The 25641-nt window shown below is 33.4% G+C and carries 26 protein-coding genes; 25 read left to right on the top strand and 1 reads right to left on the bottom strand.

The annotated features are described in order from the left end of the window. Positions 1 to 33 precede the first annotated feature (33 nt). From ACTHPI_RS04825 to mreD, 20 genes are all read left to right on the top strand, one after another. Positions 34 to 372: a helix-turn-helix domain-containing protein gene (locus ACTHPI_RS04825; protein ID WP_445353048.1), complete on the top strand. Its 339-nt coding sequence runs from the start codon at positions 34 to 36 to the stop codon at positions 370 to 372. Positions 373 to 515: 143 nt separating this feature from the next. Then, the gene (locus ACTHPI_RS04820) at positions 516 to 866 is read left to right on the top strand and encodes a hypothetical protein (protein WP_445353047.1); all 351 of its coding nucleotides are present in this window, start codon (positions 516 to 518) and stop codon (positions 864 to 866) included. A gap of 123 nt (positions 867 to 989) precedes the next feature. Beyond that, entirely contained in the window at positions 990 to 2351 is a 1362-nt protein-coding gene (locus ACTHPI_RS04815; RefSeq protein WP_445353046.1) for an SLAP domain-containing protein, read from the top strand. Between the two features lie 19 nt (positions 2352 to 2370). Then, positions 2371 to 3159: a hypothetical protein gene (locus ACTHPI_RS04810; RefSeq protein ID WP_445353045.1), complete on the top strand. Its 789-nt coding sequence runs from the start codon at positions 2371 to 2373 to the stop codon at positions 3157 to 3159. A gap of 18 nt (positions 3160 to 3177) precedes the next feature. Further along, positions 3178 to 3696, top strand: a complete 519-nt coding sequence (locus ACTHPI_RS04805; RefSeq protein ID WP_445353044.1) for a hypothetical protein — start codon at positions 3178 to 3180, stop codon at positions 3694 to 3696. A gap of 147 nt (positions 3697 to 3843) precedes the next feature. Further along, a complete protein-coding gene (locus ACTHPI_RS04800; RefSeq protein WP_445353043.1) occupies positions 3844 to 4638 on the top strand; it encodes an SLAP domain-containing protein in 795 nt (264 codons plus the stop codon). A gap of 19 nt (positions 4639 to 4657) precedes the next feature. Beyond that, positions 4658 to 5518 (top strand): hypothetical protein, encoded by an 861-nt coding sequence (locus tag ACTHPI_RS04795; protein ID WP_445353042.1) that lies wholly within the window; start codon positions 4658 to 4660, stop codon positions 5516 to 5518. Between the two features lie 28 nt (positions 5519 to 5546). Then, positions 5547 to 6608, top strand: a complete 1062-nt coding sequence (locus ACTHPI_RS04790; protein ID WP_445353041.1) for an SLAP domain-containing protein — start codon at positions 5547 to 5549, stop codon at positions 6606 to 6608. A gap of 201 nt (positions 6609 to 6809) precedes the next feature. Then, positions 6810 to 7487: a zinc ribbon domain-containing protein gene (locus ACTHPI_RS04785; protein WP_445353040.1), complete on the top strand. Its 678-nt coding sequence runs from the start codon at positions 6810 to 6812 to the stop codon at positions 7485 to 7487. Between the two features lie 22 nt (positions 7488 to 7509). Continuing rightward, a complete protein-coding gene (locus tag ACTHPI_RS04780; protein WP_445353039.1) occupies positions 7510 to 8901 on the top strand; it encodes a zinc ribbon domain-containing protein in 1392 nt (463 codons plus the stop codon). A 14-nt stretch (positions 8902 to 8915) separates the two neighbouring features. Continuing rightward, positions 8916 to 9947: a DUF6574 domain-containing protein gene (locus ACTHPI_RS04775; protein ID WP_445353038.1), complete on the top strand. Its 1032-nt coding sequence runs from the start codon at positions 8916 to 8918 to the stop codon at positions 9945 to 9947. Positions 9948 to 10005: 58 nt separating this feature from the next. Beyond that, positions 10006 to 11265 (top strand): zinc-ribbon domain-containing protein, encoded by a 1260-nt coding sequence (locus tag ACTHPI_RS04770; RefSeq protein WP_445353037.1) that lies wholly within the window; start codon positions 10006 to 10008, stop codon positions 11263 to 11265. 21 nt (positions 11266 to 11286) lie between these two features. After that, on the top strand, positions 11287 to 12831 hold the full coding sequence (locus ACTHPI_RS04765) for an Lreu_0056 family protein (protein WP_445353036.1): 1545 nt from the start codon (positions 11287 to 11289) through the stop codon (positions 12829 to 12831). A 363-nt stretch (positions 12832 to 13194) separates the two neighbouring features. Beyond that, positions 13195 to 15834: a valine--tRNA ligase gene (locus ACTHPI_RS04760; protein ID WP_445353035.1), complete on the top strand. Its 2640-nt coding sequence runs from the start codon at positions 13195 to 13197 to the stop codon at positions 15832 to 15834. 2 nt (positions 15835 to 15836) lie between these two features. Then, positions 15837 to 17096: a bifunctional folylpolyglutamate synthase/dihydrofolate synthase gene (locus ACTHPI_RS04755; protein ID WP_445353034.1), complete on the top strand. Its 1260-nt coding sequence runs from the start codon at positions 15837 to 15839 to the stop codon at positions 17094 to 17096. Beyond that, positions 17096 to 17773 carry an HAD family hydrolase gene (locus ACTHPI_RS04750; protein WP_445353033.1) on the top strand — a complete coding sequence of 226 codons (678 nt, stop codon included), beginning with the start codon at positions 17096 to 17098 and terminating at the stop codon, positions 17771 to 17773. Before ACTHPI_RS04755 ends, ACTHPI_RS04750 begins: the two co-directional genes overlap by 1 nt. Positions 17774 to 17795: 22 nt before the next feature. Next, on the top strand, positions 17796 to 18437 hold the full coding sequence (locus tag ACTHPI_RS04745) for a JAB domain-containing protein (RefSeq protein WP_445353032.1): 642 nt from the start codon (positions 17796 to 17798) through the stop codon (positions 18435 to 18437). A 94-nt stretch (positions 18438 to 18531) separates the two neighbouring features. Beyond that, on the top strand, positions 18532 to 19536 hold the full coding sequence (locus ACTHPI_RS04740) for a rod shape-determining protein (protein WP_445353031.1): 1005 nt from the start codon (positions 18532 to 18534) through the stop codon (positions 19534 to 19536). Between the two features lie 45 nt (positions 19537 to 19581). Next, a complete protein-coding gene (mreC, locus tag ACTHPI_RS04735; protein ID WP_445353030.1) occupies positions 19582 to 20433 on the top strand; it encodes a rod shape-determining protein MreC in 852 nt (283 codons plus the stop codon). Next, on the top strand, positions 20433 to 20972 hold the full coding sequence (gene mreD, locus ACTHPI_RS04730; protein WP_445353029.1) for a rod shape-determining protein MreD: 540 nt from the start codon (positions 20433 to 20435) through the stop codon (positions 20970 to 20972). Before mreC ends, mreD begins: the two co-directional genes overlap by 1 nt. A gap of 34 nt (positions 20973 to 21006) precedes the next feature. Here mreD and ACTHPI_RS04725 read toward each other — a convergent pair whose 3' ends face one another. Continuing rightward, complete coding sequence (locus ACTHPI_RS04725; protein ID WP_445353028.1) at positions 21007 to 21123, bottom strand: DUF4044 domain-containing protein; 117 nt, start codon at positions 21121 to 21123, stop codon at positions 21007 to 21009. Positions 21124 to 21223: 100 nt separating this feature from the next. On the opposite strand from ACTHPI_RS04725, the gene ACTHPI_RS04720 reads away from it, so the two are divergent. The 5 genes from ACTHPI_RS04720 (at position 21224) to ACTHPI_RS04700 (ending at position 25634) form a co-directional block, all read left to right on the top strand. After that, positions 21224 to 21556 carry a DUF3397 family protein gene (locus ACTHPI_RS04720; protein ID WP_445353027.1) on the top strand — a complete coding sequence of 111 codons (333 nt, stop codon included), beginning with the start codon at positions 21224 to 21226 and terminating at the stop codon, positions 21554 to 21556. A 157-nt stretch (positions 21557 to 21713) separates the two neighbouring features. Then, on the top strand, positions 21714 to 22145 hold the full coding sequence (gene mraZ / locus ACTHPI_RS04715; RefSeq protein WP_445353026.1) for a division/cell wall cluster transcriptional repressor MraZ: 432 nt from the start codon (positions 21714 to 21716) through the stop codon (positions 22143 to 22145). A 6-nt stretch (positions 22146 to 22151) separates the two neighbouring features. Continuing rightward, positions 22152 to 23099, top strand: a complete 948-nt coding sequence (gene rsmH, locus ACTHPI_RS04710) for a 16S rRNA (cytosine(1402)-N(4))-methyltransferase RsmH (RefSeq protein ID WP_445353025.1) — start codon at positions 22152 to 22154, stop codon at positions 23097 to 23099. A gap of 13 nt (positions 23100 to 23112) precedes the next feature. Continuing rightward, positions 23113 to 23475, top strand: coding sequence for a cell division protein FtsL (gene ftsL / locus ACTHPI_RS04705; RefSeq protein WP_445353024.1), 363 nt, complete (start codon positions 23113 to 23115; stop codon positions 23473 to 23475). Next, complete coding sequence (locus tag ACTHPI_RS04700) at positions 23475 to 25634, top strand: penicillin-binding transpeptidase domain-containing protein (RefSeq protein ID WP_445353023.1); 2160 nt, start codon at positions 23475 to 23477, stop codon at positions 25632 to 25634. The genes ftsL and ACTHPI_RS04700 overlap by 1 nt, the downstream gene beginning before the upstream one ends. Positions 25635 to 25641 lie beyond the last annotated feature (7 nt).

Genomic DNA, 25641 nt, shown 5'->3' with positions numbered 1-25641 from the left:
GAGAAATGAATTAGTATTTTGAGGGGAGATTTTATGACAATTGGTGAGGCTCTGAAATCTTTAAGACTAGAAAATGGATTAACTCAAAAAGAAATGACAGGTGGTTTAGTTTCAGAATCATTTTATTCTAAAGTAGAAAATGGAATTCATAAAATTGATGCAGATTTATTGATAGATATTTTATCTTTACATAATTTTGATATAGTAGATTTCTTTGCTAAACTTGCTCATCAAAAAAGAGAAAGTAAGCCAAGTTTTGAATTACTTAGTAGGATTATTTTTGCTCAAAATAAAAAAGATATTAAAGAACTGGATAGAATTTCAGAAAAAATTAAAAATGGGGGGGTAATCAGCCCGACTATTCCACTGTAAAGAGAAAGTTAGAGATAGCTTATGCTTGGGTATTACACTCTAATAGTAGAGTATCAGCCCAGTTAAAGCGGAAAGTAAAGACTGTATTAGGTAAAAATAGATGGAATAAAGTATCTTATACATATTTAAGTCAGGTAGTAATTTTGCTTGATATTGATAGTTCATATATATTCTTTAAAAAAGCTTTTCAGTCGTTTAAAAATCATCCTTCCAACGATACATTTACTTTACAAGCATTGGGATATTTAGGAGTTAATTTTTTAATGTGTTGCTACTACTATAATGCGCCAAAAGAATATTATCAAACTGCAATTGAAGCGGTACATTCATTGCCTATTGAGCCTGCAATTGGAATAGAGAAATTACTTACTAATTATTTTGAAGCGTTAGTTAATCATGATAAAACAAGAAAAGCTAGAATAGTACAAGATTTAAAAGAGACCGGATATTATTCAATTATTAGAGATATTGATAATCAAGAAAAGGGATGCTAAAGGGCGTCCTATTTTTTATACAAAAAATTAATTTCGAATACGAAGATTTGTGGATTTAGCATTTTATTTGGAATATTATCATCTACGTAAATTGATTTTTTGGAAAAGTGAGGATATAGATTTATGAAAAAATCTTTGAAATATAGTGGAGCTATTGTTGCTGCACTTTTAGCAGTTGCACCAGTTGTTGTAAATAATAGTGCAGTAGTTAATGCCGACAGTACTACTCAAGTTGCTAAGAAGGGTCAACCAGGTGATAGTAAGGATAATCCAATAAAGTTAACCTTGCGCTATGATGTTTCAAACATTAAAGCTGGTGATCTTATGGATATTAACCATGAAAATAATGTAGATGTAGTTGAAAATAGCGCTCATCTTTATGCTGATGGTCAATTGTTAACTAAGGGAACTAATGGTCGTCAAAATTGTATTGATGGTGGAGATTCAATCAGTCCAAAAGATAAAAAAGATATTGATGATTATATTTTCCGTGAGGGTCATACTTACACTATTGAAGGTGGAAATATTTCACAATTAAAACCAAATACTTGGTACACTTGGACTGATAATTATAGAGGAAAAACACATACCCAACAAACTGATAGTGATGGTTACATGGTTGCTCATGACGAATTAGGAAACGTTAAAGATTTTAAAAATTATGAAAACTATGGCATAAGTAGTGATCCTGTAACTTTTATAGTTGGTAAAAATGGCAGTAAAGTAATTAACGAAGATCAATATAAAGATAATAGCACTAACTCATCAACTTCAAAAGATGATCACAAGTCAGATAGCACAACTAACACTTCCCCTTCAACTCCTGCTACTGATGCAAGCTCATCTTCAAAGAGTGACAGTTCAAAAGACACTTCATCAACCAGCACTTCCACAACAACCCCTGCAACTTCTCATTCTACTGTAGATAGTAATTCTGAAATTTCTAGTTCAACTCCAATTTCTAATCCATCAATTGATAAAAAGAATGAAGTTACTTCAAGCAAGTCAGATAATGAACCTGCAGCAGAAGTTTTAAATTCAAAGACCCCAACTTCTATTAAGACCTCATCAACTAAGCGAGTTTTATCACATAATGCTTATGTTTACACTAATAAGGGTAAGCTTGCTAAGAAGAATAAGAAGCACATCTTACTTAAGAAAGGTGCTACAGTTGATACTTTTGGCAAACAAGTAACTATTAAAGGCAAGAAGTTCTACAAGATTGCTAAGAATCAATATGTGAAAGTTGCTAACTTTGTAACTGGTTCAAAGGCTATTAAAGTTAAGGTTACAGCTACTGTTAAAGGCAAGAAGAATGCAAAAGTTTCTACTTATACTTCAACTGGTAAATTAACTAAGAAGCATGTTTATGGTAAGAAGACTTACAAGTTTAACCAAAAGAAAACTATTAAGGGTAAGACTTATTACAAATTAACTGCTAAGAATCAATGGGTATTGGCAAACAAGTTGGCTTTGAAGAAATAATTATTTGGAGAAAAAAGTTTTGAATAAAAAGAGATATTTTGCAGTAGCTGCAGCAGCACTTTTAGCAGTAGCACCGATTGCTACAACAAGTTTCGTTTCAAGTCCAATGATTGTTAAGGCGGATTCAGTAGCATCTATGGATCAAATTAATAATACATTTTATCAAGATGCACGTAAGGAATATTCCGATTCAGACTATTCTTTTATTAAATTAACTAAAAAGACGCCTTATATTGTTGGTTATAATAATCAAACTGTTAAAAGTTTTGCTGATCAAAGAGTTACTGATGTAACTTCTAACATTGGAAGAGTTAATAAATTAGTTAAGATTTATGTATTTCCAGCTATGGATAATGGTATGCCAGACTTTGGAAATGTTTTACATCAAAGTGATAAATTAAAATTTGGTAAAAATTATGTTGCATTATTATCATGTAATGTTTCGTTTAGTAATGATGATGGCAAAGTAATTATGCCGATTGGTACTAATAATTATCATACCAATGAAGCACCTCAAGCAGATTGGAATTATATTAACTCCAATGATATTGGATTATTTGTTCCAATTAAGGTTTCTAATAAAAAGATACCCTCATCAACTACTAAAGTAAACGCACGTGGCTATGTAACTGCACGCAAGGGTCATAAAGTACGTACTTACACTTCAACTGGTAAGTTCAGTAAGCACTATGTTTATGGTCACAAGACTTACAAGTTGAATCAAAAGAAGATCATTAAAGGACATGGAACTTGCTATAAGATTTATGGCAAGAACCAATGGATTCCAAGTAAGTATTTGAAATTTTGATTTATATGAGATTTTAAAATGAACAAAAAACGGTTTAACTTAATTTTATTAACAATTGTTTCAATCTTTTTTGGATTATCAATTAATACCAATAAAGTTTCTGCAGCAAAATATGGTGCAAGACTTTATACTACACCTAAAGCAATGCGTGGAACTTGGCATTTAAAAAATACTAAAACTATGCCAAATACTGGTGTAAAGTCAGATGTATTGCACCCATACAGCAAAATAAAAATTGGTACACATACAATTATATTTACTAAAAAGCGTGGTAAGCGTGGATTAAGTGGTAAATATACTTTGTATAAAACTCCTAAGAACGTTGCAAAGTTTTCAATTAAGAAGATAAATGCTGCTGAAAAATATGCCTCAAAGCATAAATGGCTTGCACCTGATAACATTAATTCTAGAGGATTTGAATTTAGAAAAGAAACTTGGCTTCGCTCATATAGCTCAACTTCTAATGGTGCGCTTTCTGTTAAAGGACGTACATTAATTTTTGAAAATATTTTCATGAAAGATACATTTAGAAAATAAGATTAATACTCAACTTTAAGGGATTAGAGTTGAGTATTTTTTATTTTGTCAAAGAAATAATTTCGAATACGAAAATTTGTGGATTTAGTATTTTATTAGGAATATTATCGTTAAGTAAATTATTTTTGGAAAAGTGAGGAAACAAACATGAATAAAAAGGTGTTAATTAGCTTAGCAGGAGCTGCGTTGATTTCAACAGGTTTGGCAACAATTGCAGTTGAAGGTGGCAACACTGTTGATGCTGCGAAAACTAGCTTAGTAAAGGGAAAGACTAAGAAGCTTGCACGCAATGCTTATGTTTACAACTCAAAAGGTAAGCGTGTTAAGAAGCGTAGTTTGAAAAAAGGTAAGAAGATTAAGATTCTTGGTTTCAAGACAATCAAGGGTAAGAAGTATATTCAAATTGGTAAGAACGAATACGTTGTAGCTGCTAATTTTACTCCAAAGAAAGCAAAGAGTAAGCCAAAGAAGAACACTAAGAAAAATACTTCAAAAAAGGTAGCTCAATCAACTAAAAATGAAGATGATTCATATCAAGAAAAAGCCCCATCATATGCAAATGAACCTGAATACAAGAAGTATATGGAGTGGGTAAAAAAATATAATGATGGTAAGGGCGATATTGTTGCTATTAAAGGCACTACTGCTAGAGCAATCCAAGATCCAGGAAATGAAAATGAAGATGGTTTTGGTAAAGATCCTAAAGAACTTTGGGATATGTCTGCTGATTTTGCTCATCCAATAGAAAAAGATGAGAGTGTAAATTCATTGGTTGCTGGAGAAGAAGTGAGTGATTTCGGCGAGGTTGATTTGGAGTTAGCTCGTGTACTTAAAAGCTCTGACGGTACATATTATCTCCAAGGTTTTCCTGATATAGGCTTAGGATATTATTATTTCCCAGCTGCTGATTTTAAATTTGTTGAGAAGAATATGAAAAGATAAAAAGTGAGGATATAGATAGATGAATAAAAAAGTATTAATTAGCTTAGCAGGAGCTGCGTTGATTTCAACAGGTTTGGCAACAATTGCAGTTGAAGGTGGCAACACTGTTAACGCTGCGAAAACTACTGCAACAAAAGGTAAAAAGAAAAAGGGATTAAATATCCATCCTAAGACTTTGCATGAATATGATAAATTATATAGTCATGTAAAGTATATTACTCCGCTTAAGGATTTGAAGATTTACTTTGGCAAGAATAATGAAAACAATAGAACCTTTAAAAAAGGAATATTGTACAATATTGATGATGAAGCATTTGTAGAAAAAATAAAAGGTCAATATTATTTAACTTTTAGTTATAAGAGACAAATTGATGAAGATATTTATACTAAAAGTGCAAGAATTAATATAAAGGATATAAAACCTTTAGTAAGAGATTCAAAATATAATAAATATCATAATTTATTTAAGAAAAAATCTTTTCCAGTTAATTATGATGTAAATCCTAAGGCAAATATTAATAAACATTTAGCTATTAAATTTAAGAAAAAGACAACTTTATACTTCCCAAAAGATGATTCACAATATGAATCATTTTCACAAATGAATCCATTTATGAAGGGAACTAAAAAAATGTCTGTTACCCCAAATAGAGTAATTGCTATTCAACCAGAAGCTAATGATCCATATGTAGTAGGATTAGTAGATGCTTTCCCATATAAGGGAACTTATTACTATAACTTTGAAGGAACTAAACTTAAGAAAGATAAAGATGGAATTGTGCAATCATTACCTCAACAATTTTATGTTAAGGCAGATGATGTGACATTTACTACTATTAGTAGTAATAATGCTAAAAAAATGAAATATAATTTCCGTTAATGTTTTAATATAGTAAGGATATATATAAATGAATAAAAAAGTATTAATTAGCTTAGCAGGAGTTGTTTTAATTTCAACAAGTTTGGCAACAATTGCAGTTGAAGGTGGTAACACTGTTGATGCTGCGAAGACTAGTTTAGTAAAAGGAAAGACTAAAAAGCTTGTCCGTAATGCTTATGTTTATAGCTCAAAAGGTAAGCATGTTAAAAAGCATAGCTTAAAAAAGGGTAAGAAGATTAAGATTCTTGGTTTCAAGACTATTAAGGGTAAGAAGTACGTTCAAATTGGTAAGAACGAATACGTTGTAGCTGCTAACTTTACTCCAAAGAAAGCAATGAGTAAGCCGAAGAAGAATACTAAGAAAAATATTTCAAGTGCAATTGATCCAGCATCATATAAAAATGAAGCTGAATATAAGAAATATATGAATTGGATTGAAAGTAATGGTTATATTGTAGCTAAAAAAGCTACGGATACGATAATACCTTTTAATTCATATAAAGGTGATATAGATAGAATTCCTGAAAATGATTATGAAATTGGAGAAATATATAAAGGAACAAGATTGGTAGATCCAGAGGGAGTATTTAAAGGCTCAAAAGGTAATTATTATATAAAATCTTGTGATTCCGTGGATCCAACTCTTACAGGATATTTTCTTGCTAAAGACTTTGAATTTAAGCCAGCAAACTATGAATCATCTACAAGTAAAGTAGATTTAAGAAATGATTTACAATTAAAAAAATATAATGACGAATTAATTAAACGAGGTAAAGAGGATGATACTAATCTTTACATTGTGGTAAACCAAAGAACTTCAATTTATAAAAATACTTTAGATCCAGAGAAAACTCCTGATATAAAGCTAAGCGAAATTGATAATGTAGATAAAGATACTTGGATTGATGGTACGACCCAAGTTGATGGAGACGATTATACTAAAGTGATTAAGTATAATGGAGAATACTATTATGATTTTAGTTCAGGATATATTAAAGTTTCAGATACTACATTACTTCCTGAAAACAAGTTAAATGAAAGATATCCTGATGATATGCCTAACTCGTACTTGGTTGAATATGATGATTAATTAAAACTAGTCTATTAAAGAAATTGGTCCAAATACGCCAATTTCTTTTTTTATAAAAAATAAAACTTTCGAATTCGCAGATTTGTAGATTTTGTAAAATAGGTGGACTACAATGTGATTTGCTGTGATTATTTAAGCAAATCTTAAACATTTTGCTTAATTGATTAAATTTAAAGTGATATAGAAGGAGTAGAAAGTACAATGGTTGAATCAAACATCACTGCAAATGAAAACGATAAGTTTTCAGTAAGTTTATTAGCATTTTGGGTAAAGGGAGTATTAAAGGTTGATAATCGTTTTGTACATATTGATCTTCCTAATACTGTATTATGGGGATTAATTCCAGCAGGAAAAAATATGCAGAACGTTCCATTAACTGGTATTACAAATGTAGCAGTTTCAAATTCATATAAGTTAGGTGCTATGTTCTTAGGTATAGTTCTTGCGTTTTTGGGATTCGGAATGTTCAGTTCATCATTTTTAGGTGGATTAATTATTTTATTAATTGGAGTACTTTGTTTCCTATCTGGGATTAAAACCAGTCTAACTTTTGAAAAATCAGGCATTATGCAAACTATTGCTGTACCTTTTTTTGAAAGTACTAAAATTAGAGATTTTGCAAATCAAATTAATAACAGTATTGCACAACGTCAGGATGATACTAATGTAAGAATGAATACTGATCGTCAAATTAATGCAACTCAAATGAGTTCACAAGCAATTACTAATGCGATTAGAAGTCAAAATACTACTGCACCTGTTACTAACTCAGTGGCTAATAATGTCCAACCAGGAAATACTAAGTTCTGCTCAAACTGTGGTAATAAGGTAACTGCTGATTCAAAATTTTGTACTAACTGTGGTGCTAAACTTAATTAAGTGATATAGAAAGTGGGATAATGTGAAAAAGTTCTGTCCAAATTGTGGTACACCTTTAAAAGATGGCGCTACTTTTTGTCCAAATTGTGGAGCAAAAATTACTCAAAATTCTGCTCCGAAAACGCCTCAATCTGCACCCCAGCAAGTGCCAACTAGAAGCGTGCAACGCAAGCCTGTGCAACATAAGCCAATGAGTAAGAAAAACAAAATCATTTGGTCAATTATTGCTACTTTTGCGGTAATCTTTATTGGATTATATATTTTTGGTAATCAGTATTATAGTAGAGACCGTCAAATTGCTCGAATCGTAAATGCTGTCAAATCTTCAAAGGGCGATTTATCCAAGTATGTACTTGCAGATGATTCAAATGTTAAGGTAACAGCAGATTCTGTTGAGCCTTATAAGAAGTTGTTAGCTACAGAAAAATCAGATAAATTGCAATCAAATTTAACTGATGAAAGTTCAGTTACTAATGGCGAATTAGTTGAAAATGGTAAGTATTTCTTATTGTTTCCAAAATATCAACTTAAAGTGCAAACTTATCAACCTAAAGTAACAACTAATCATGCTGATTCTGTGCTTTATATTAATGGAGATAAGTCTGGTAAGTTTTCTAATGATAGTGATAATAATTACTACAATAAAGAAAACAGACTTTTAGCGGGTAAGTATACTTTTTTGGTTAAGTCAAAGATCTCTGGTCGTAACTTGCAAGCTTCTTCAACTGTTGATGTCTCAAAAGGAGATATCGACATGGGGATTGAAACACAAACTTTCATGGTTAAGAGTATTCCAGGGGCTAATATTTTTATTAATGATAAGAAAATTGGCACAGTAGGACAAGATGGTAAGGTAACTTTTGAAAATTATCCAATCACTAAGAATATGGATTTCTATGTAACTACTAAAGTAGGAAAGAAAGATTTACCATCGACTACTATTCATGATTTTGGTGAAGCTGTTTCAGATAATTACAATGGTTCATCGGATCAAGTTGATACTTCAGATGATGATGTGATTGTAACTCCAGAATGGCCTGGAATGATTAGTGATGATGATGCTAAGAGTTTGTTCCAAGGTACTTTTGATGATCCTGATTCCGATGATTTTGTAAATGGTTCAAGTAATACTACTTACAAGGATATTACGAAGATGGAAAAGGGATTTGATGATAATGATGATATTTCAAATGTAGATTATGAAGTTGAAGTTGAATCAATTACTCCAGCAGCAGATGAAACAAGTAAGGTAGATTATAAAGTTACTTATAAGTTTGACCATGATGACTATACTAATACTCAAGTAATGGAATATAAAGGTGCCACTGTTAAAAAAGATGGTGACAACTACAAGATTGATTACTTAGGTAATGGTAAGCTAATTAGTTCAAAAAAGACAGACAATGATGATTAATTGGAGGAATAAGAATGAAAACATGTCCAAATTGTGGCTCTAAAATGGAAGCCGATGTAAACTTTTGTACGGTATGTGGAACTAATATTAAAGATGTACCACTTGATGGGACACAGCCAGTAGAGCAACTTGCTCCTCAAGCTCCAGTAAATCCACAACCTCAACCACAACAGATTCAATCACAAGTACAGCCTTCACAACAACCTCAATCGACTGATTCAAATACAATTCAATCTGAACAAGCTGCTAGTCAACCTCAAAGTTCACAACCTCAATCTAATCAGCAACCACAACAAATTAACGATACTTTTTCAAAAGTTTCTTCACAAATTACAACTGCAGTTAAAAATTTTGATAAAGAAAGTCTTTGGAAATGGTTCGTTACTTCTTGGAAGACTCCAAGTGCGCAGCAACAAGGTGAAAAGTGGTATGGGATTGCTACTTTACTTGTAGAAATGATTTTGTTCTCATTTGCTGGGATGTCTGCAATTAAAAAGATAACTTATGAAAAAGTTTCTGATCAAGTTGCAACCTCAGATTATTCTGGTGTATCTCAATACATTCAAAATAAAATTACACAATTAGTTCATGGTCTTGGATTTGATTTATTCTTATTCGTATTTATTTCTGTAATTGGTTTAATTGCAGCTTCATATTTTATAAATAAATTTGTACATGGTAAAACTGTTTCGGTTTTTGACTATATTAATAAAATAGTTCAATTAAGTAATATTTCAGTCTTTTTAGTAATTGCTATATCGCTTGTATTATTTATGAATCCAATGAACTATAAATTAGCCTTTTTTGGATTGTTAACATTAATTAACTGGTTATTTATATTTGCATGTGCATTTTGCATTAAAGATGGTCCAGAAACTAATAGAGATTATTTTTATGGAGTTATTCTTTATATTATTGTTATGGTAGTTATAGTCTTTATTGCATGGGAAATTGTTAAGGGACAAATGGTTAGTCAATTTCAAAGCATTTTAAATGTGGATATTAGCCCATATTTAGATTTGATGAAGATGTTAGGATTACAATAATTTTAGATGATGTTAAGCTGAGTGAAAGCTCAGCTTTTATAATACAAAGGAGAAGAAAATGAAAAACTTTTGTCCAAAATGTGGGAATTCATTGAAGCCAAATGCTAAATTCTGTCCCAAATGTGGGACTAAGATTGAATCAAAAGTTAGTCCACGTCAAAATATAACAGAACAAGTTGTACAACAAGTGCCTAAAAAGCCAAAGAAGTTTAAAAATTATAAAGCTTTCATTATTGCGATGGCAGTAATTATTGTGGCGATTGCTGGAGGATTTGGTTTTGTAATTTATCAAAAAAATAGCCAAGCTTCAAAAGCTACATCTGTATTAACTCATAAAAGTAATAAAGCAGCTACTAAGAAAACAAACAATGCTGCTCAAAGTGCTGCACAAAGCGATAATCAATCAGCAAGTCAAAATGATTCAAATTATTCAATTGATGAATGGATGCTTATGGGTTACATGGCTTATGCACATGATAATTATGTTGAAAGTCGTCATATTAGTGGAACTTCAGATTTGGTAGAAGATGTTGGCGAAGATATTGCTAATAGTGATTTAAAAGTAGATAAAAATTCAGACACTTCATACACGTTAACCAATAAGTTTGGTAGTGTTGATGTTGATGTCGATTCTAATGATGTTAAAGTCAAAGCCGATAATGGAGATGAAGTAACTACTGATAAGGATAAGCTAGAGGATACCTTTTCTTCTTATAAAGGTCAAATTCAGAAAATGACTAGCTATATTAAGAGTGGGAATTCTGATTCGAAAGAAGATAATAACGAAAACACAGCTAGTGAATCGAAATCTTCAATTCCTGGAGATGAAGGTATGTTTACTGTACCTACTGCTATGCAAGGAACTTGGTATGGATATAGTATGAGTTTACAAGTAAAAGACTCAAATGCCAGCGTAGAGGAAACTTTTGGTAAACATACTGTAAGTTCAGGAAAAACTACTACTGAGCTTCGATTACAATCTGCTAAATATTCACGAGATACAGTTACTAGAGATTATGTGGACAGTCAAGAGGGTAAACAAGTAGGAAAAGAAACCGAAAACATAGGCGCTACTTATCCTATAAGTAGTGGTGGTATTAAAGGTTTTAGTATAAAGGGATGGTTACAGATTGATGGAGGTCATCAATATTACGCTCCATATACTTTAAAGGGCCAGCCAGTTGTTTTAAGTGGCCAGGTACAAAATTATCCTGAAATTCGAGAGGTCTTATGGAAGTCGCCAGAACTTGCTAAGGAATATAAAAATACAAAGTTCCCAGAAATTGATGAATTAAATAAGAAATTCGCAGAAAATTAAGAATAATTATGGTGATGATTAATGAATAAATTCTGTCCAAATTGTGGGAAGCTAGTTCCCAAAGATATCCGATTTTGTCCAAATTGTGGGTATGATTTTGGAGAAAAAGTAACTTCCAAACCAGTTTCACAACCAACTAACAAGCATAACTCCTTTTCGCAACCACAAAAAACAAAAAAGCATTTTAATAAAAAAGGTCTAATGTGGACATTTATTGGGCTTGTAATTATAATAATTGTAGCTATCGGCGGAATTTTCATTTATGATTTTCATCAAGATCAAGAAGCCGCAGTTGCAATCAATCACATGTCTAAGAAAAAACTAGCAGGGATGACTCTTGCTTATGCGCATTTTAAATATCCTAAGGATAATGCTTGGAATGAGGTCTATGATGAAGCACTTAATTCCGGAATAAGAGTAACTAAACACAAATCATATAATCTGAATGGTTATACAGTGAAGGCAGCAAGAGGAAACAATATCTATATTATTAATGATAAAGTAGCTTTCACAATTAGTAATGAACAAGAGCCTGCCAAAGCCGCATTGGAACTGGCTGATGGTAAGAAAAATCTTGGTACAGTTAACGCTGTTAAAGCTTATAGGACCGTGATGAAGGATAATAATTCTGCTTCTGCAATGAAAAAAATTAATAGCAAATCTGGTGTGAGTTTGACTAACACACAATTAGCTATTTTGGTTGGTTTTGCTCATAGTGGAGACCGTGATTTTACTGAAGAAATTCAGATGAATAAAAGAACTAATAATCCAGATTATTATGAAGAAAGTGAAGATGGCTTTCATCAATTGCAGATGGGTGCAGATGGTCCGTCAGCTATTTTCTTTAAACAAGTAGGACAAAAAGTTATTGTCAAGTTCCAAGATGTAACTAATGCAAAAGATGCAGCTGATGCGCCTGAAAAGACAGTTGAATACTCTATTTCGGACTTAATCAACAAGTATTATTCAACTACAGATCAACAACGAAAAGTTGATAATTTAGCTGAGCAATTAATTGTAAGAAAATCAGATGAAGATGATATTGATGATGAAGATGAAGCATCAAGTTCTTCTAGTGAGAAGGATGAGGATAGTGAAAGTTCATCAACTAAGAAATCAAATTTAGCTGGTAAGTACAACAATCTTCCATTAGTAAAAATTCCATCTGCAATGCAAGGAACTTGGTATGCAGCAGGGCTACTATCATCAAAATTAGATGGAAAAGTTAATTTGGGGACGAGTACTATTGACAACAAAAAACTTTATTACTTGGCAAAGTCTCCTAGTGATTCACAATCGCTAAAGGAACTTAAAGAAGAGCATAAAAATGATTATATTATGTTGGAAAAGCCACGTGGAACTCATATTTCGTATACTTTGGCTGGTACACAAACTGATGCTACAGGATATGAGCTGATTAATTTAGAGGGAATACCATGTCTCGTTAATGTTAGTGGTGTACCCTCTGGAATCTATTTTAAGAGTTCCGAAATAGCTAAAAAGTTTACAAATAAGTACAAAAATGATAAAAATCTTACTGAAGAAATAATGGATAAGTTAGAATAATAATTTGACTAAATTATTCTAATTCTATTAAAAGAATAGTTGAAGGCTGATTTGAGATAATTTTATTAATCTACTTTATTCTTAAAGGTCATCATGCTAAAATAGTAGACAAAGCAATTAGTCAAGAGTAGTCGCTTCGTTATTTAACAGAGAAGGTTCAAGCGCTGAGAAGAGCCCAATAGAAGCAGACTTGTAGCTTGATTAGCTGACTTGTTGAACCAAAGTAAGCAAGTCCGGACACTTCAGACGCCGTTATCGTCTTATTAAGAGAGATGTTTTTTGCATCTAATTAATTAGGTGGTACCGCGGTTAGTAAATCGTCCTAGACAATAAGTCTAGGGCTTTTTTTATGGAGGAATTTTAATGACAGATTTAGCACCTAAATACAACCCTACAGAGGTTGAAAAAGGTAGATATAAAACTTGGCTTGATGAAGATTTATTCAAGCCATCAGGTGATAAGAAGGCTCACCCATATTCAATTGTTATTCCACCACCAAATGTAACAGGTAAGTTGCACTTGGGTCACGCATGGGATACAGCAATTCAAGATACTTTGATTCGTTTAAAGCGTATGCAAGGTTATGATACGCTTTATCTTCCAGGTATGGACCATGCCGGTATTGCAACTCAAGCAAAAGTTGAAGCAAAATTGCGCAAGCAAGGTAAGGATCGTCATGAAATGGGTCGTGAAGCTTTTGTTAAACAAGTTTGGGACTGGAAAGATGAATATGCAAATATCATCAAGAGCCAATGGTCTAAGCTTGGTCTTTCACTTGATTATTCACGTGAACGCTTTACCTTAGATAAGGGTCTTTCAAAGGCGGTTAAGAAAGTCTTTGTACAATTATATAATGAAGGTCTTATTTATCGTGGCGAATACATTATTAACTGGGATCCAAAGCTTGAAACTGCACTTAGTGACATTGAAGTTATTCACAAGGATGATAAGGGTGCATTTTACCATATTAAGTATCCATTAGCAGATGGTAGTGGATTTGTAGAAATTGCAACTACTCGTCCAGAAACTATGTTTGGTGATACTGCAGTAGCCGTTGCTCCTGGAGATGAACGTTATAAGCGTTTTGTAGGTAAAGAACTTATTTTGCCAATTGTTGGTCGTCATATTCCAATTATTGAAGATCAACATGTTGATCCAGAATTTGGTACTGGACTGGTTAAGATTACCCCAGCACATGACCCTAATGACTTCCAAGTAGGTAATCGTCATAATCTTGAAAGAATCAATGTTATGAACGATGACGGTACTATGAACGAAGAAGCTGGTAAATATGCTGGTATGGATCGTTTTGAAGCACGTGATGCTTTAGTTGAAGCTCTTAAGAAGGAAGGCTACCTTATTAAGGTTGAACCAATTGTTCACTCAGTTGGTCACTCTGAACGTTCAGGTGTTCAAGTTGAACCTCGTCTTTCTAAGCAATGGTTTGTTAAGATGAAGCCACTTGCTGAAAAAGTTCTTGAAAATCAAAAGGGCGAAGATAAAGTTAACTTTGTTCCAGAACGTTTTGAACAAACTCTTAACCATTGGATGGAAGATGTTCATGACTGGGTAATTTCTCGTCAATTATGGTGGGGCCACCGCATTCCTGCTTGGTACAACAAAAAAACTGGTGAAACTTATGTAGGTGTTGAAGCTCCTAAGGATATTGAAAACTGGGAACAAGATCCAGATGTATTAGATACTTGGTTCTCAAGTGCGCTTTGGCCATTTTCAACTATGGGTTGGCCAGATACTGATAATCCAGACTTTAAGCGTTACTTCCCAACTAATGCATTGGTTACTGGTTATGATATTATCTTCTTCTGGGTTTCTAGAATGATTTTCCAAAGTCTTCACTTTACTAAGGAACGTCCATTTAAAGATGTTGTTTTGCATGGTCTTATTCGTGATGAACAAGGACGTAAGATGAGTAAGTCTTTGGGTAATGGTATTGACCCAATGGATGTTATCGACAAATACGGTGCGGATGCTCTTAGATGGTTCTTATTAAATGGTACTGCTCCTGGTCAAGATACTCGTTTTAGCTATACTAAGATGGATTCAGCTTGGAACTTTATTAACAAGATTTGGAATGCAAGTCGTTTTGTAATTATGAACTTGCCAAGTGATGCTAAGCCTGCTCATATGCCAGATACTTCTAAGTTTGACTTAGCTGATAAGTGGATTTTTGACCGTCTTAACCATACTGTTAAGGAAGTTAACCGTTTATTTGATGAATATCAATTTGGTGAAGCTGGACGTATTCTTTACAACTTTATTTGGAATGATTTCTGTGATTGGTACATTGAAATTTCTAAGGTTGCGTTAAATGGTGATGATGAAGAGTTAAAGGCAAGAAAACAAGAAAACTTGATTTGGATTCTTGATCAAATTTTACGTTTAATGCACCCAATTATGCCATTTGTTACTGAAAAACTTTGGCTTTCAATGCCTCATGATGGCGAAAGTATTATGACTGCTTCATATCCTGTAGAACATAAGGAATTTGAAAATACTGCAGCAGATGAAGATATGGACTTCTTAATTGAAGTTATTAAAGCTGTTCGTAATATTCGTATGGAAGTTAATGCACCAATGTCTAGTCAAATTGACATTATGATTAAGCTTGATGATGAAAAGAACAAACACATTTTGGATGAAAATGTTGACTACGTTGAAAACTTCTTACATCCTAAAGATTTGACAGTTTCAAGTGATATCGAAGCACCAAAGCTTGCTAAAACTGCAGTAATTACTGGCGCTCAAATTTTTGTTCCATTGACTGAACTTGTGAACGTTGATGAAGAACTTGCTAAGATGAAGAAAGAAGAAGAGCGACTAGTTGGTGAAGTTGAACGCGCTGAAAAGAAGCTCTCAAATCAAGGTTTTGTTGCTCATGCTCCAGAAGCTGTTGTTAACAAAGAAAAAGAAAAGAAGGCTGATTACGAAAACCAACTTGCTGGTGTTCGTGAACGCATTCAAGAATTGAAGGAAAGCAAATAGATTTGAAGTTTACTAATGCAAAAGAAGTAATTTCACATCTTTATTCATTGCCTAATCTTCATGCCAAAAATGATTTATCGTATATCAAAAAGATTTTGGCTGTTTTGGATAATCCGCAAGATAAGGTGAAATCAATTCATATCACCGGAACTAACGGTAAAGGTTCTACTTCTTATTATCTAAGTAATCTTCTCAGGAAGGCCGGTCAAAAGACTGGTCTTTTTGTCTCACCATATATTTATGAATTTAATGAACGAATTCAAATTAATGGTAAAAATATTCCAGATGTTGACTTAGTACAAATGGCTAATGAAGTTGAAAAAGCCATTACCACAATTAGAAAGCAAGATCCAGATTTTGCTTTAGTGACCTTTGAATATGAGGCAGTTATGGCCTTTATATATTTTGCTTGGCAAAAATGTGATTACATGGTGATTGAAGTTGGAATTGGTGGCCAACATGACAAAACCAACGTCATTATTCCAGAAGTATCAATCATCACTACTGTGGGACTTGATCATGAAAAGATTATCGGTCCTACTATCCAAGATATTGCTCAAGAAAAATCAGGCATTATAAAAAAAGGTCGTCCAGTTGTGGTAGGTAATGTTCCTAAAGAAGTTTTACCAATTATTGAAAAAAAAGCTCATAATGAACAAGCGCCTTTATATTTATTGTGGCGTGATTTTACTGTGACCGATGATCAGCATATTACTTATGCTTGTGGAAATTATCAATTAAGCTTTAAAGTGCGTCCAAGAGTAGAAAGTTATGATATTGCTATGGCAATTTGTGCTTTTCAATTACTTGATTTACAGCTTTCTTCGGATAAAATAAGAAGTGCAATTGATAATACTTTGATTCCGGGGCGTTATCATTTGCTAAAAAGTGAGCCACTAATTATTCTTGATGGAGCGCATAATATTCAAGCTATGAAGAATCTTCTTGAATTTATGCATGCGCAAAGAGAAAAGCGCAAAGGAATCATCCGTGTGTTGATTACAATGATGAAGGATAAGGATTTAGAAGAAGTATTTTCATTATTTGATAATGAAGATCAAGTAGTACTAACTACTATTCCATATCCTCGAGCTGCAAGACTAGAGGATTTTCCGCTTGATATTCAAAAGCGTTATCCATATGAAAGTAATTGGCAAAAAGCTTTTATAAGGTTAAAAGAAGAAAGTGAAAAAGATGATATTTTATTAGTAACTGGATCTTTTTATCTTGTTGGAGCTGCCCTTAATATGGAGGAAAAGTAATGCAGGTTCAAGGTATAAATGAAGAAATCAAGGGTGTCATTTTTGACATGGATGGACTCCTTGTCAATTCTGAAAAGCTTTATTGGGAAGCAAATATTCAAGCTGCCAAAGAATATCATTTAAATCTTCCAAAAGATACTTATCTTAAACTAGCAGGTACAAGTGCTAAAGATATGGAAGAATTTTATCATCAACATTTCAAGTCACTTAAAGAGCGTGATGATTTTATCAAGCGTACTGATGATTTGGTATGGCAATGGACTGATGAAGGAAAATTAAAATTAAAACCAGGTGTTCAAGCAGCACTAGATAAATTTCAAGAATTGAGTTTGCCAATGGCAATTGCTTCAAGTAATTATGAAGAGGTTGTTGAACATATTATATGGAATACAGGAATTAGAAATTATTTCAAGTTTCACTTGAGCTATATTGATGTTCAAAAGGGGAATATTAAACCTAAACCTGCTCCTGATATCTATTTGTTAGCTAAAGAAAAACTAAACATAGATAAGAAGAATTTATTGATTTTTGAAGATTCACCTACTGGTGTTGAAGCTGCAAAAAACGCTGGTATTAATTGTGTTATGATTCCCGACATTATTAAACCAACAAACAAAGAAAAGCAGGATGCAACAATGATTTGCACTGATTTCTTTGATTTTCTGAAAAAAGTATAGTTTGTTTTTACGTATATAAGTAATGAAAGGAGCGATTTTTTTGAAAATTGCAAAAGATAATCATTACTTAGTAAATACAGACCAAGAGGTATTATTGCATTTGTTTAAAAAGCTTGAAGAATATGGTGTTATAACTTTAAGTAATTTAATACAAAAAATGCAAAAACTTGATATAACAAGTTTTAATGAGTTATTAACGTATGCTTCCGGCCCAGATTGTGATAGCGAACTTGCTATTGTAATTGAAGAAGTAATTGAACGCTTACGATTAGCGAATGTGAATCGAGATGCAATCTTTACTTCAAGTAAGGAAGTAGGAACTTATCTTGCTGATAAGTTAGCAGGAAGAAAGCAAGAAGAATTTTGGGCCCTATATCTTGATAATAGCAATCGTATTATTGCTGAAAAGAAACTGTTTCAAGGAACTTTGGACAGAAGTGTAGCACATCCAAGAGAAATTTTTCGTTGGGCTGTGATATATGGATGCTCAGGAATTTTTGTGGTTCATAATCATCCAAGCGGTAAACTTTTACCGTCAAATAGTGATTTTAAATTGACCCGCGAATTAAAACAGGCGTCTGATTTAATGAAAATTGATTTTTTAGATCATTTTATTGTGGGAAAAGGGCATTATTTGAGTATGAAAGAGAATGAATTGTTTTAATTTTTTTAAAGTTCAACTGAAAATCGGTTTTATGTTCAGTTTATGCTATAATTATTCAAGATTTAGATACTGCAACAATTAAGGAGAGATTTTCGTGTTTGGATTAGGTACAAAAAATATTGGTATCGACTTAGGTACAGCCAATACACTTGTTTTTATGGAAGGCAAGGGTATTGTCTTAAGAGAACCATCAGTAGTAGCAAAGAATACTCAGACTGGGGATGTTATTGCGGTTGGTTCAGAAGCTAAAGAAATGATTGGTAGAACTCCAGGTACTATCGTAGCAATTCGCCCAATGAAAGATGGTGTAATTGCAGATTATGATACTACTGCATCAATGCTTAAGTACTTTATGGAAAAGACCGTTGGTAATTCTAAACCATCAGTAATGATTTGTGTGCCAAGTGGTGTTACTGAAGTTGAAAAACGTGCAGTTATTGATGCTGCACGTGTTGCTGGTGCTCGTGAAGCTTTTGTAATTGAAGAACCATTTGCAGCAGCTATTGGGGCAGGACTTCCAGTGATGGATCCTACTGGTTCAATGGTTGTTGATATTGGTGGTGGTACTACTGATGTAGCTACTATTTCGCTTGGTGGTATTGTATCTTCATCATCAATTCGCCAAGCAGGGGACAAGTTTAATAATTCAATTATTAATTATGTTCACTCAAAGTTTAATTTGCTTATTGGTGAAAGAACAGCTGAAGATATTAAAATTCAAATTGGTTCAGCATCAGTTGAAAAGGCAAAGGAAATTGAATCAATTAGTATTCGTGGACGTGATTTAGTAACTGGTCTTCCTAAGTCTGTTGATGTTGAAGCAGTAGATGTTGCTGAAGCTATTCAAGATGTGGTTCAAGATATTATTGTTGCAATTAAGGAAACTTTAGAACAAACTTCTCCAGAAATTGCAGCAGATGTTATTGACCATGGAATTGTGTTAACTGGTGGTGGAGCTCTTCTTAAGAACTTACCAGAAGTTATTTCTGAAGCAACCAAGGTTCCAGTATTTATTGCACAAGATCCACTCGACTGTGTTGCAATTGGTACTGGTGAATCACTTAAAAACATTGAAGTAATGCGTAGAAGTCGCAAATAACAAAAAAGCCGGCTAATGCCGGTTTTTATTTAGGTAAATTTACGAATGAAAAAGTTTCTAGAAAATAAAAAACTATTATCAGCATTTATTATTGTAATCGTGATTCTGGCTGTACTTGGTGGAAGTGTTAGTTTAAGAAATAAACGTAAGGCTCCGCTTCTTGTGCAGAGTTTTGGAAATGATGTTGTTGCAATCGGTTCTAGAATCGTTGATATTCCATTAGGATTAGTATCAGGGGGCCTTAACAATGTTAACCAAATTTTAAATGCTCAAAGTGAAAATGATCATTTAAAGAGTCAGGTCACAAATTTAGGTCAAACTAAAGCTCGCAACTCTACACTTGAAGCAGAAAATAAACAATTAAGATCAGCTTTAAAGTTAAAAGATACTTTGAGTGGCTATAGCTTAGTAGATGCATCAGTAATTTCACGCTCTTCTGATACTTGGTCTGATCTTTTAGTTATTGATAAGGGTTCTACATCAGGTATTAAGAAAAATATGGCGGTAATGTGTGGCGGTGGTGTTATTGGACGTATTATCGAAGTTAGTGCTGCTTCTTCAAAAGTAGAACTAATTACCACAAGTGATACTTCTGCAAATCGTTTTTCAGTTCAAGCAACTGCCTCTAATGGTAAAAGTGTTCATGGAATTATAACCGTTACTTCAAGTGGCGGCTTAGCATTTACTCAAGTAGTTGACAGTAGAAAATTGAAGCAAGGCACACGTGTTTATACCAGTGGTATGGGAGGTAATTCTCCTAAAGGACTTTTAATTGGAACTGTTGCCGAAACTACCCGTGATAGCTTTGGCTTATCTGATTTAATTAAAATTAATCCAGCAGGTGAAATAAATGATCCTTCTGTAGTAACTGTTGTTAGGAGAAAGGTGGCAGACTAATGCGCATATTTCGACAATGGATTTTGGCGATTGCGTTGTTTGTGGCATTGGTTTTAGATGGGTCACTTGCGCTATATTTGCATCAGTTTATGAATTATGGAGATTACGGCTCTGCTACTTGGCTTATGCCGATTGGGGTAATGTTAATTGGATTATTTGATGATATAAATTCAAAAGAGCTCTGGTTAGCATTTGGCGCTGGAATTGTGGCAGATATTTATTCATTAGGAATAATAGGCGTATATACTGTATTTTTGCCTGTTGCTTGTTGGGCTTGTCAAAAAATAGCAAGATTTTTACCAGAAATCTTTTGGGTACGATTGCTAGTCATTTTACTAGGCGTAACAGTACTAGATATCTATAGTTGGTTAATTTTAAATATGGTAGGCTTGATTAATGTCTCACTTCATGTATTGCTCATTAGTTTAGCATTTAATTTAGTATGGACTTTGGTATTTACTGCTCTTACATATTGGATATGGGGCAATTTAGCACAAGATTATCCATTTTTAGTAGATATGCAAGCATATCGTCAATAAAGAAAAAAGAACGCGATTTTTCGCGTTCTTTTTATTATTCTCTGAAAAGTACTGGAATAAGTATACCTGCTAATGTAATAAGAGCCATTAAAATAGCCATTACAATTGTTAATTTTTGAAATCCTGATTTCTTTTTCTTTCTACGAGCCATCAAATATCCTCCTGTTCTTGATGAATATTTTATGCTTATTAGCGGTTTTTTTCAATTACAAAAAATAGTAAAATTATACTTTGAGATGGAGGACATTTTTATGGTATGGATTTTTGTATTACCAATTATTGGCTTAATAATTGCAATATTGCTTAATAAAATATTTCCTAAAGCGCAATTTAGTGGCAGAGATGTATTGCCTTTTTTCTTAATTGCAGCATGTAGTTTAATAACTCTTAATAAAAATTTGCCGTCTTTTTTACCGTATGGTTTTTTATTGTATTTTGTTTTAGCAATTGGTGTTTCTCTTAAGGCTGCAATAATTAATAAAAATATTTCACTTGGAAAGACTATTAGAGAGCTATGGGATTATTTAGACCTTTGTAGCATTTTTTGGTATTTTGGTTTATTAATTTTTATGGTTATCTATTAATTAATTTTTGCCTCTAAGCTATATGTTTAGAGGTTTTTTATTTGTATTTTTTGAGAAAAAATGTAAGAAAAAATAAAAATACAAGCTTTTTTTATTGATAGTATGGTAGGAAATGGGGATTTGTGGTAAATTAATTTACGGAAGGGAGGGCTAGACCATGTTCATGGGTGAATATCACCGCAATCTCGATGACAAAGGTCGCCTAATTATACCGGCTGACTTTCGTAAGCAGATTGGAGATAAGATGATATTCACAAAAGGTATGGATGGCTGCATTTTTGGCTATACCCAAGAGGCATGGCGAAAGATACAGGCTAAATTAGCACACCTTCCATTGACTAAGAGAAATGCGCGTAAATTTACGCGATTATTTTACTCTGGTGCGATGGAAAGCGAGTTCGACAAGCAAGGGCGTGTTAATCTGACCACGACATTAAAACAGCATGCCGAGCTTAAGAAAGAATGTGTCATTGTAGGTGTAAGTGACCGGATAGAAATTTGGTCACTTAAAAATTGGGAGAGCTTTGAAGAAGAGGCAAATTCAAACTACGATGACATCGCAGAAAATTTGGACGACATTGAACTATAAAAAATTATGACATTCAAACACACCAGTGTACTCTTACACGAAACAATAGATAATTTAAAACCGAAAAACGATGGTCTTTATGTAGATGCAACGTTTGGTGGAGGTGGACACGCTAAATATTTACTAAGTAAAATTAACTCCGGAACGTTGATTGGTTTTGACCAAGATGAATATGCAATAAAGTCTGCAGAGTTGAACTTTGCTGATTTATTAAAACAAGATGCTGATCCTAAATTGGTCTTAGTACATGATAACTTTAGTCACTTAGAAGAGAATCTAGTTAAGCTGGGTTATACTGAGGGGATTGATGGAATATACTACGATTTAGGTGTATCTTCGCCTCAGTTTGATCAGGCAGATCGCGGTTTTTCTTACCGTTTTGATGCTCGATTAGATATGAGAATGGATCAAAGTCAAGAACTTGATGCTTACCAATTAGTTAATACGCTTAGTCAAAAAGAATTAGCGAATATTTTATATAAATATGGAGATGAAAGATTCTCTCGTCAAATCGCCCGTCAAATTGTTGAAAAACGGAAAAAAAAGCCGATTGAGACTACGTTTGAATTAGTAGACGTGATCAAAGAAGCAATTCCCGCATTTGCACGACGAACTGGGGGACATCCAGCTAAGAAGACTTTTCAAGCTCTTAGAGTGGCTGTCAATCATGAACTTGATGTCTTAGAAGAATCCCTAAAAGAGGCCATCAAGATTCTTCGACCTGGCGGTCGAATCAGCGTGATTACTTTCCAGTCTCATGAAGATAAAATCGTCAAAAAGATTTTTAAGCAATACTCGGAAGTTGAAGTTCCACGCGGAATGCCTATGATCCCTGATAATCTAAAGCCGACACTTCGCTTGGTTAATCGAAAACCAATTGTGGCTTCTTCTTCTGAATTAGAGAACAACAACCGCTCACACAGTGCAAAATTAAGGGTTGCAGAGAAGATATAAAGAGGAAAGTGAAATGGCTGATAGTTCAGCAAGAAGAGTAGAATTTGAACCAAATAAAAAAATAAAGTCTGAACAGAGACAACGAATTGTTGTAGATCCTCGAAAGGTTCCTTGGACCGGTTTAGAGAAAACTTTACTTGTGCTAGGAAGTATCATTACACTTTGTATGATGATATTCCTAGTGTCTTCTAGTATTTCTGCAACCTCGGCTCAAAACGAACTATCGGATATTCAACAATCAACTACTAAAAATCAAAATCAAATAACTGATTTGCGTCAGGAAATTGGTGAGTTAACTTCAAGTACACGTCTTAATAAAGTAGCACGTCAAAAAGGGTTAACATTGATTGAAAAAAATATTAGGACAATTCGTTAATGAAAAAGAAAAGTAATTTAAAATTACAAAAAACCAGAGCCCACGGCTACCGCTTTACGGTGGGGAGAATTCTCCAGCTTGCCGTGGCTTTGGTTTTTCTTGTATTTATAGCTAGATTTATATATATTGGAGTTTCTAAAAAGGTTAGTGGACAGGATTTATCAGCTAGAACACATCAGCTGTATAAGCGAAATCAAGTCTTGAAAGCTAATCGCGGAACTATTTTCGATCGAGATGGCTTAGCTATTGCAGAAGATTCACATTTATATACGATATATGCAATTTTAGATAAGTCATCAATTAATTATAAGAATAAGCCAGAATATGTAGTAAACAAAGAAAAAACTGCTAAAAAACTAGCCACAGTTTTACCACTTTCGAAAAAGCAGATTTTAAAATATTTAAATCCAAAGCAAAAGGCCTTTCAGGTGCAATTTGGAAGTGGTGGTAGTGGTCTTACTAAAGCCCAGAAGCAGAAAATAGAAAAGATGAAGTTACCAGGAATTAAATTCTTAGAAACACCATCTAGACTTTATCCTAATGGTGATTTTGCTTCTCATATAGTAGGTTTGGCACAGCCGGAATATGATAAAAACGGCAACCAAAACTTAGTAGGAACTATGGGACTTGAAGCATGGCTTAATAATACTTTAAAGGGTAAAGATGGTTATAGAATTTCATCAGTTGATGCTTCAGAAACTCAAATGCCTAATGGTAGTCAAACCTATAAAGCTGCTCAAAATGGTAAAGATGTTTATTTAACTATTGATTCTCAGCTTCAAACTTATCTTGAAAGTCGCTTGGACTATGTCCAAGATAAATATGATCCAGTTCATATGACTGCAGTTGTAGAAGATATGAAGACAGGAAAAATTTTAGCAGCTTCACAAAGGCCAACATTTAATCCCCAAACTAAAAAAGGATTAACAAATTCATATCGTAATATTTTAGTTCAAGATACTTATGAACCAGGGTCTGTATTTAAGATTTTAACTTTGGCAGCAGCTGCTGATAGTGGAAATTATCACCCTAATGAATATTATAGATCTGGATCTGTAACTATTGGAGGAGCAACGATTCATGATTGGTTAACATCTGGATGGGGAACAATTCCTTTATCTGATGCCTTTGCTCATTCAAGTAATACTGGTTTTGTGAAAATTGAACGTGAAATGGGTGGCAAAACTTGGCTCAAATACCTTAAGCGTTTTAGAATTGGCCAAAAAACTGGAGTAACTTTACCAGGTGAGCAAGCGGGAATTTTATCATTTAATGGTCCTGTTGATCAAGCTGTAACATCATTTGGTCAGGGCGTGAATGTTAATGTAATGCAGATGATGCAAGCCTTTAGTTCCTTAGGTAATAATGGTCAGATGGTTAAGCCGCAATTTATTGATAAAATTACTGATTCTGATGGTAAAACTATTGAAGGCTATCAAATTAAAAAAGTTGGTAGGCCTGTTTATTCAGCTGCAGCTCGTAAAGTTGTAACAGATAATATGAAAAAAGTCTTGAATAAACAAATTGGTACCGGATCTGCTTATAAAATTCCAGGGGAAAGCATTGCTATAAAGACTGGTACAGCACAAATTGCAAATCCTAAAGGTGGTGGATATCTTAAAGGTGACTCTAACTACATTTTTTCAGTAGTTGGTGTAACTCCAGCAGATAATCCTCGATACTGTGTTTATATAACAATGAAGCAGCCACGTCGAATGAGTGATTCAGCTGAAAAAATTCTTGCTTCAATTTTTAAGCCTGTTATGAGTAGAGTGATTTTAATGTCAAAAAATGCTAAGTCAGCTTCGACTAAAGTTGAAACACCTGATTTAAAGGGGATGACTTATGAAAAGGCTAAAGAAAAGACTAAAAGTATTGGCTTAAATATTGTTAAAATAGGTGACGGTGAAAAAATTACCAATCAGTTATATTCTAAAGGTCAAAAACAAGAGTCTGGTTCAAAAGTTTTTGTTTTGACTTCGGGTAAAATTCTTTATCCTAATATGACGGGCTGGAGCAAAGAAGATGTTCATCAATTTGCCAACCTTGCCCGTATTAAAGTAAGTGTACAAGGAAGCGGCAGCGTAACTAGCCAAAGTATTGAGGCTGGTAGCGTATTAAAAGCCGGAGATACAATAAAAATCAGTTTAAAGGAGTAACTATTAT

This window comes from Lactobacillus sp. PSON (assembly GCF_052615405.1).
The sequence above is the reverse complement of the archived record's forward strand: the minus strand, read 5'-3'. Positions and strand labels throughout refer to the sequence as shown.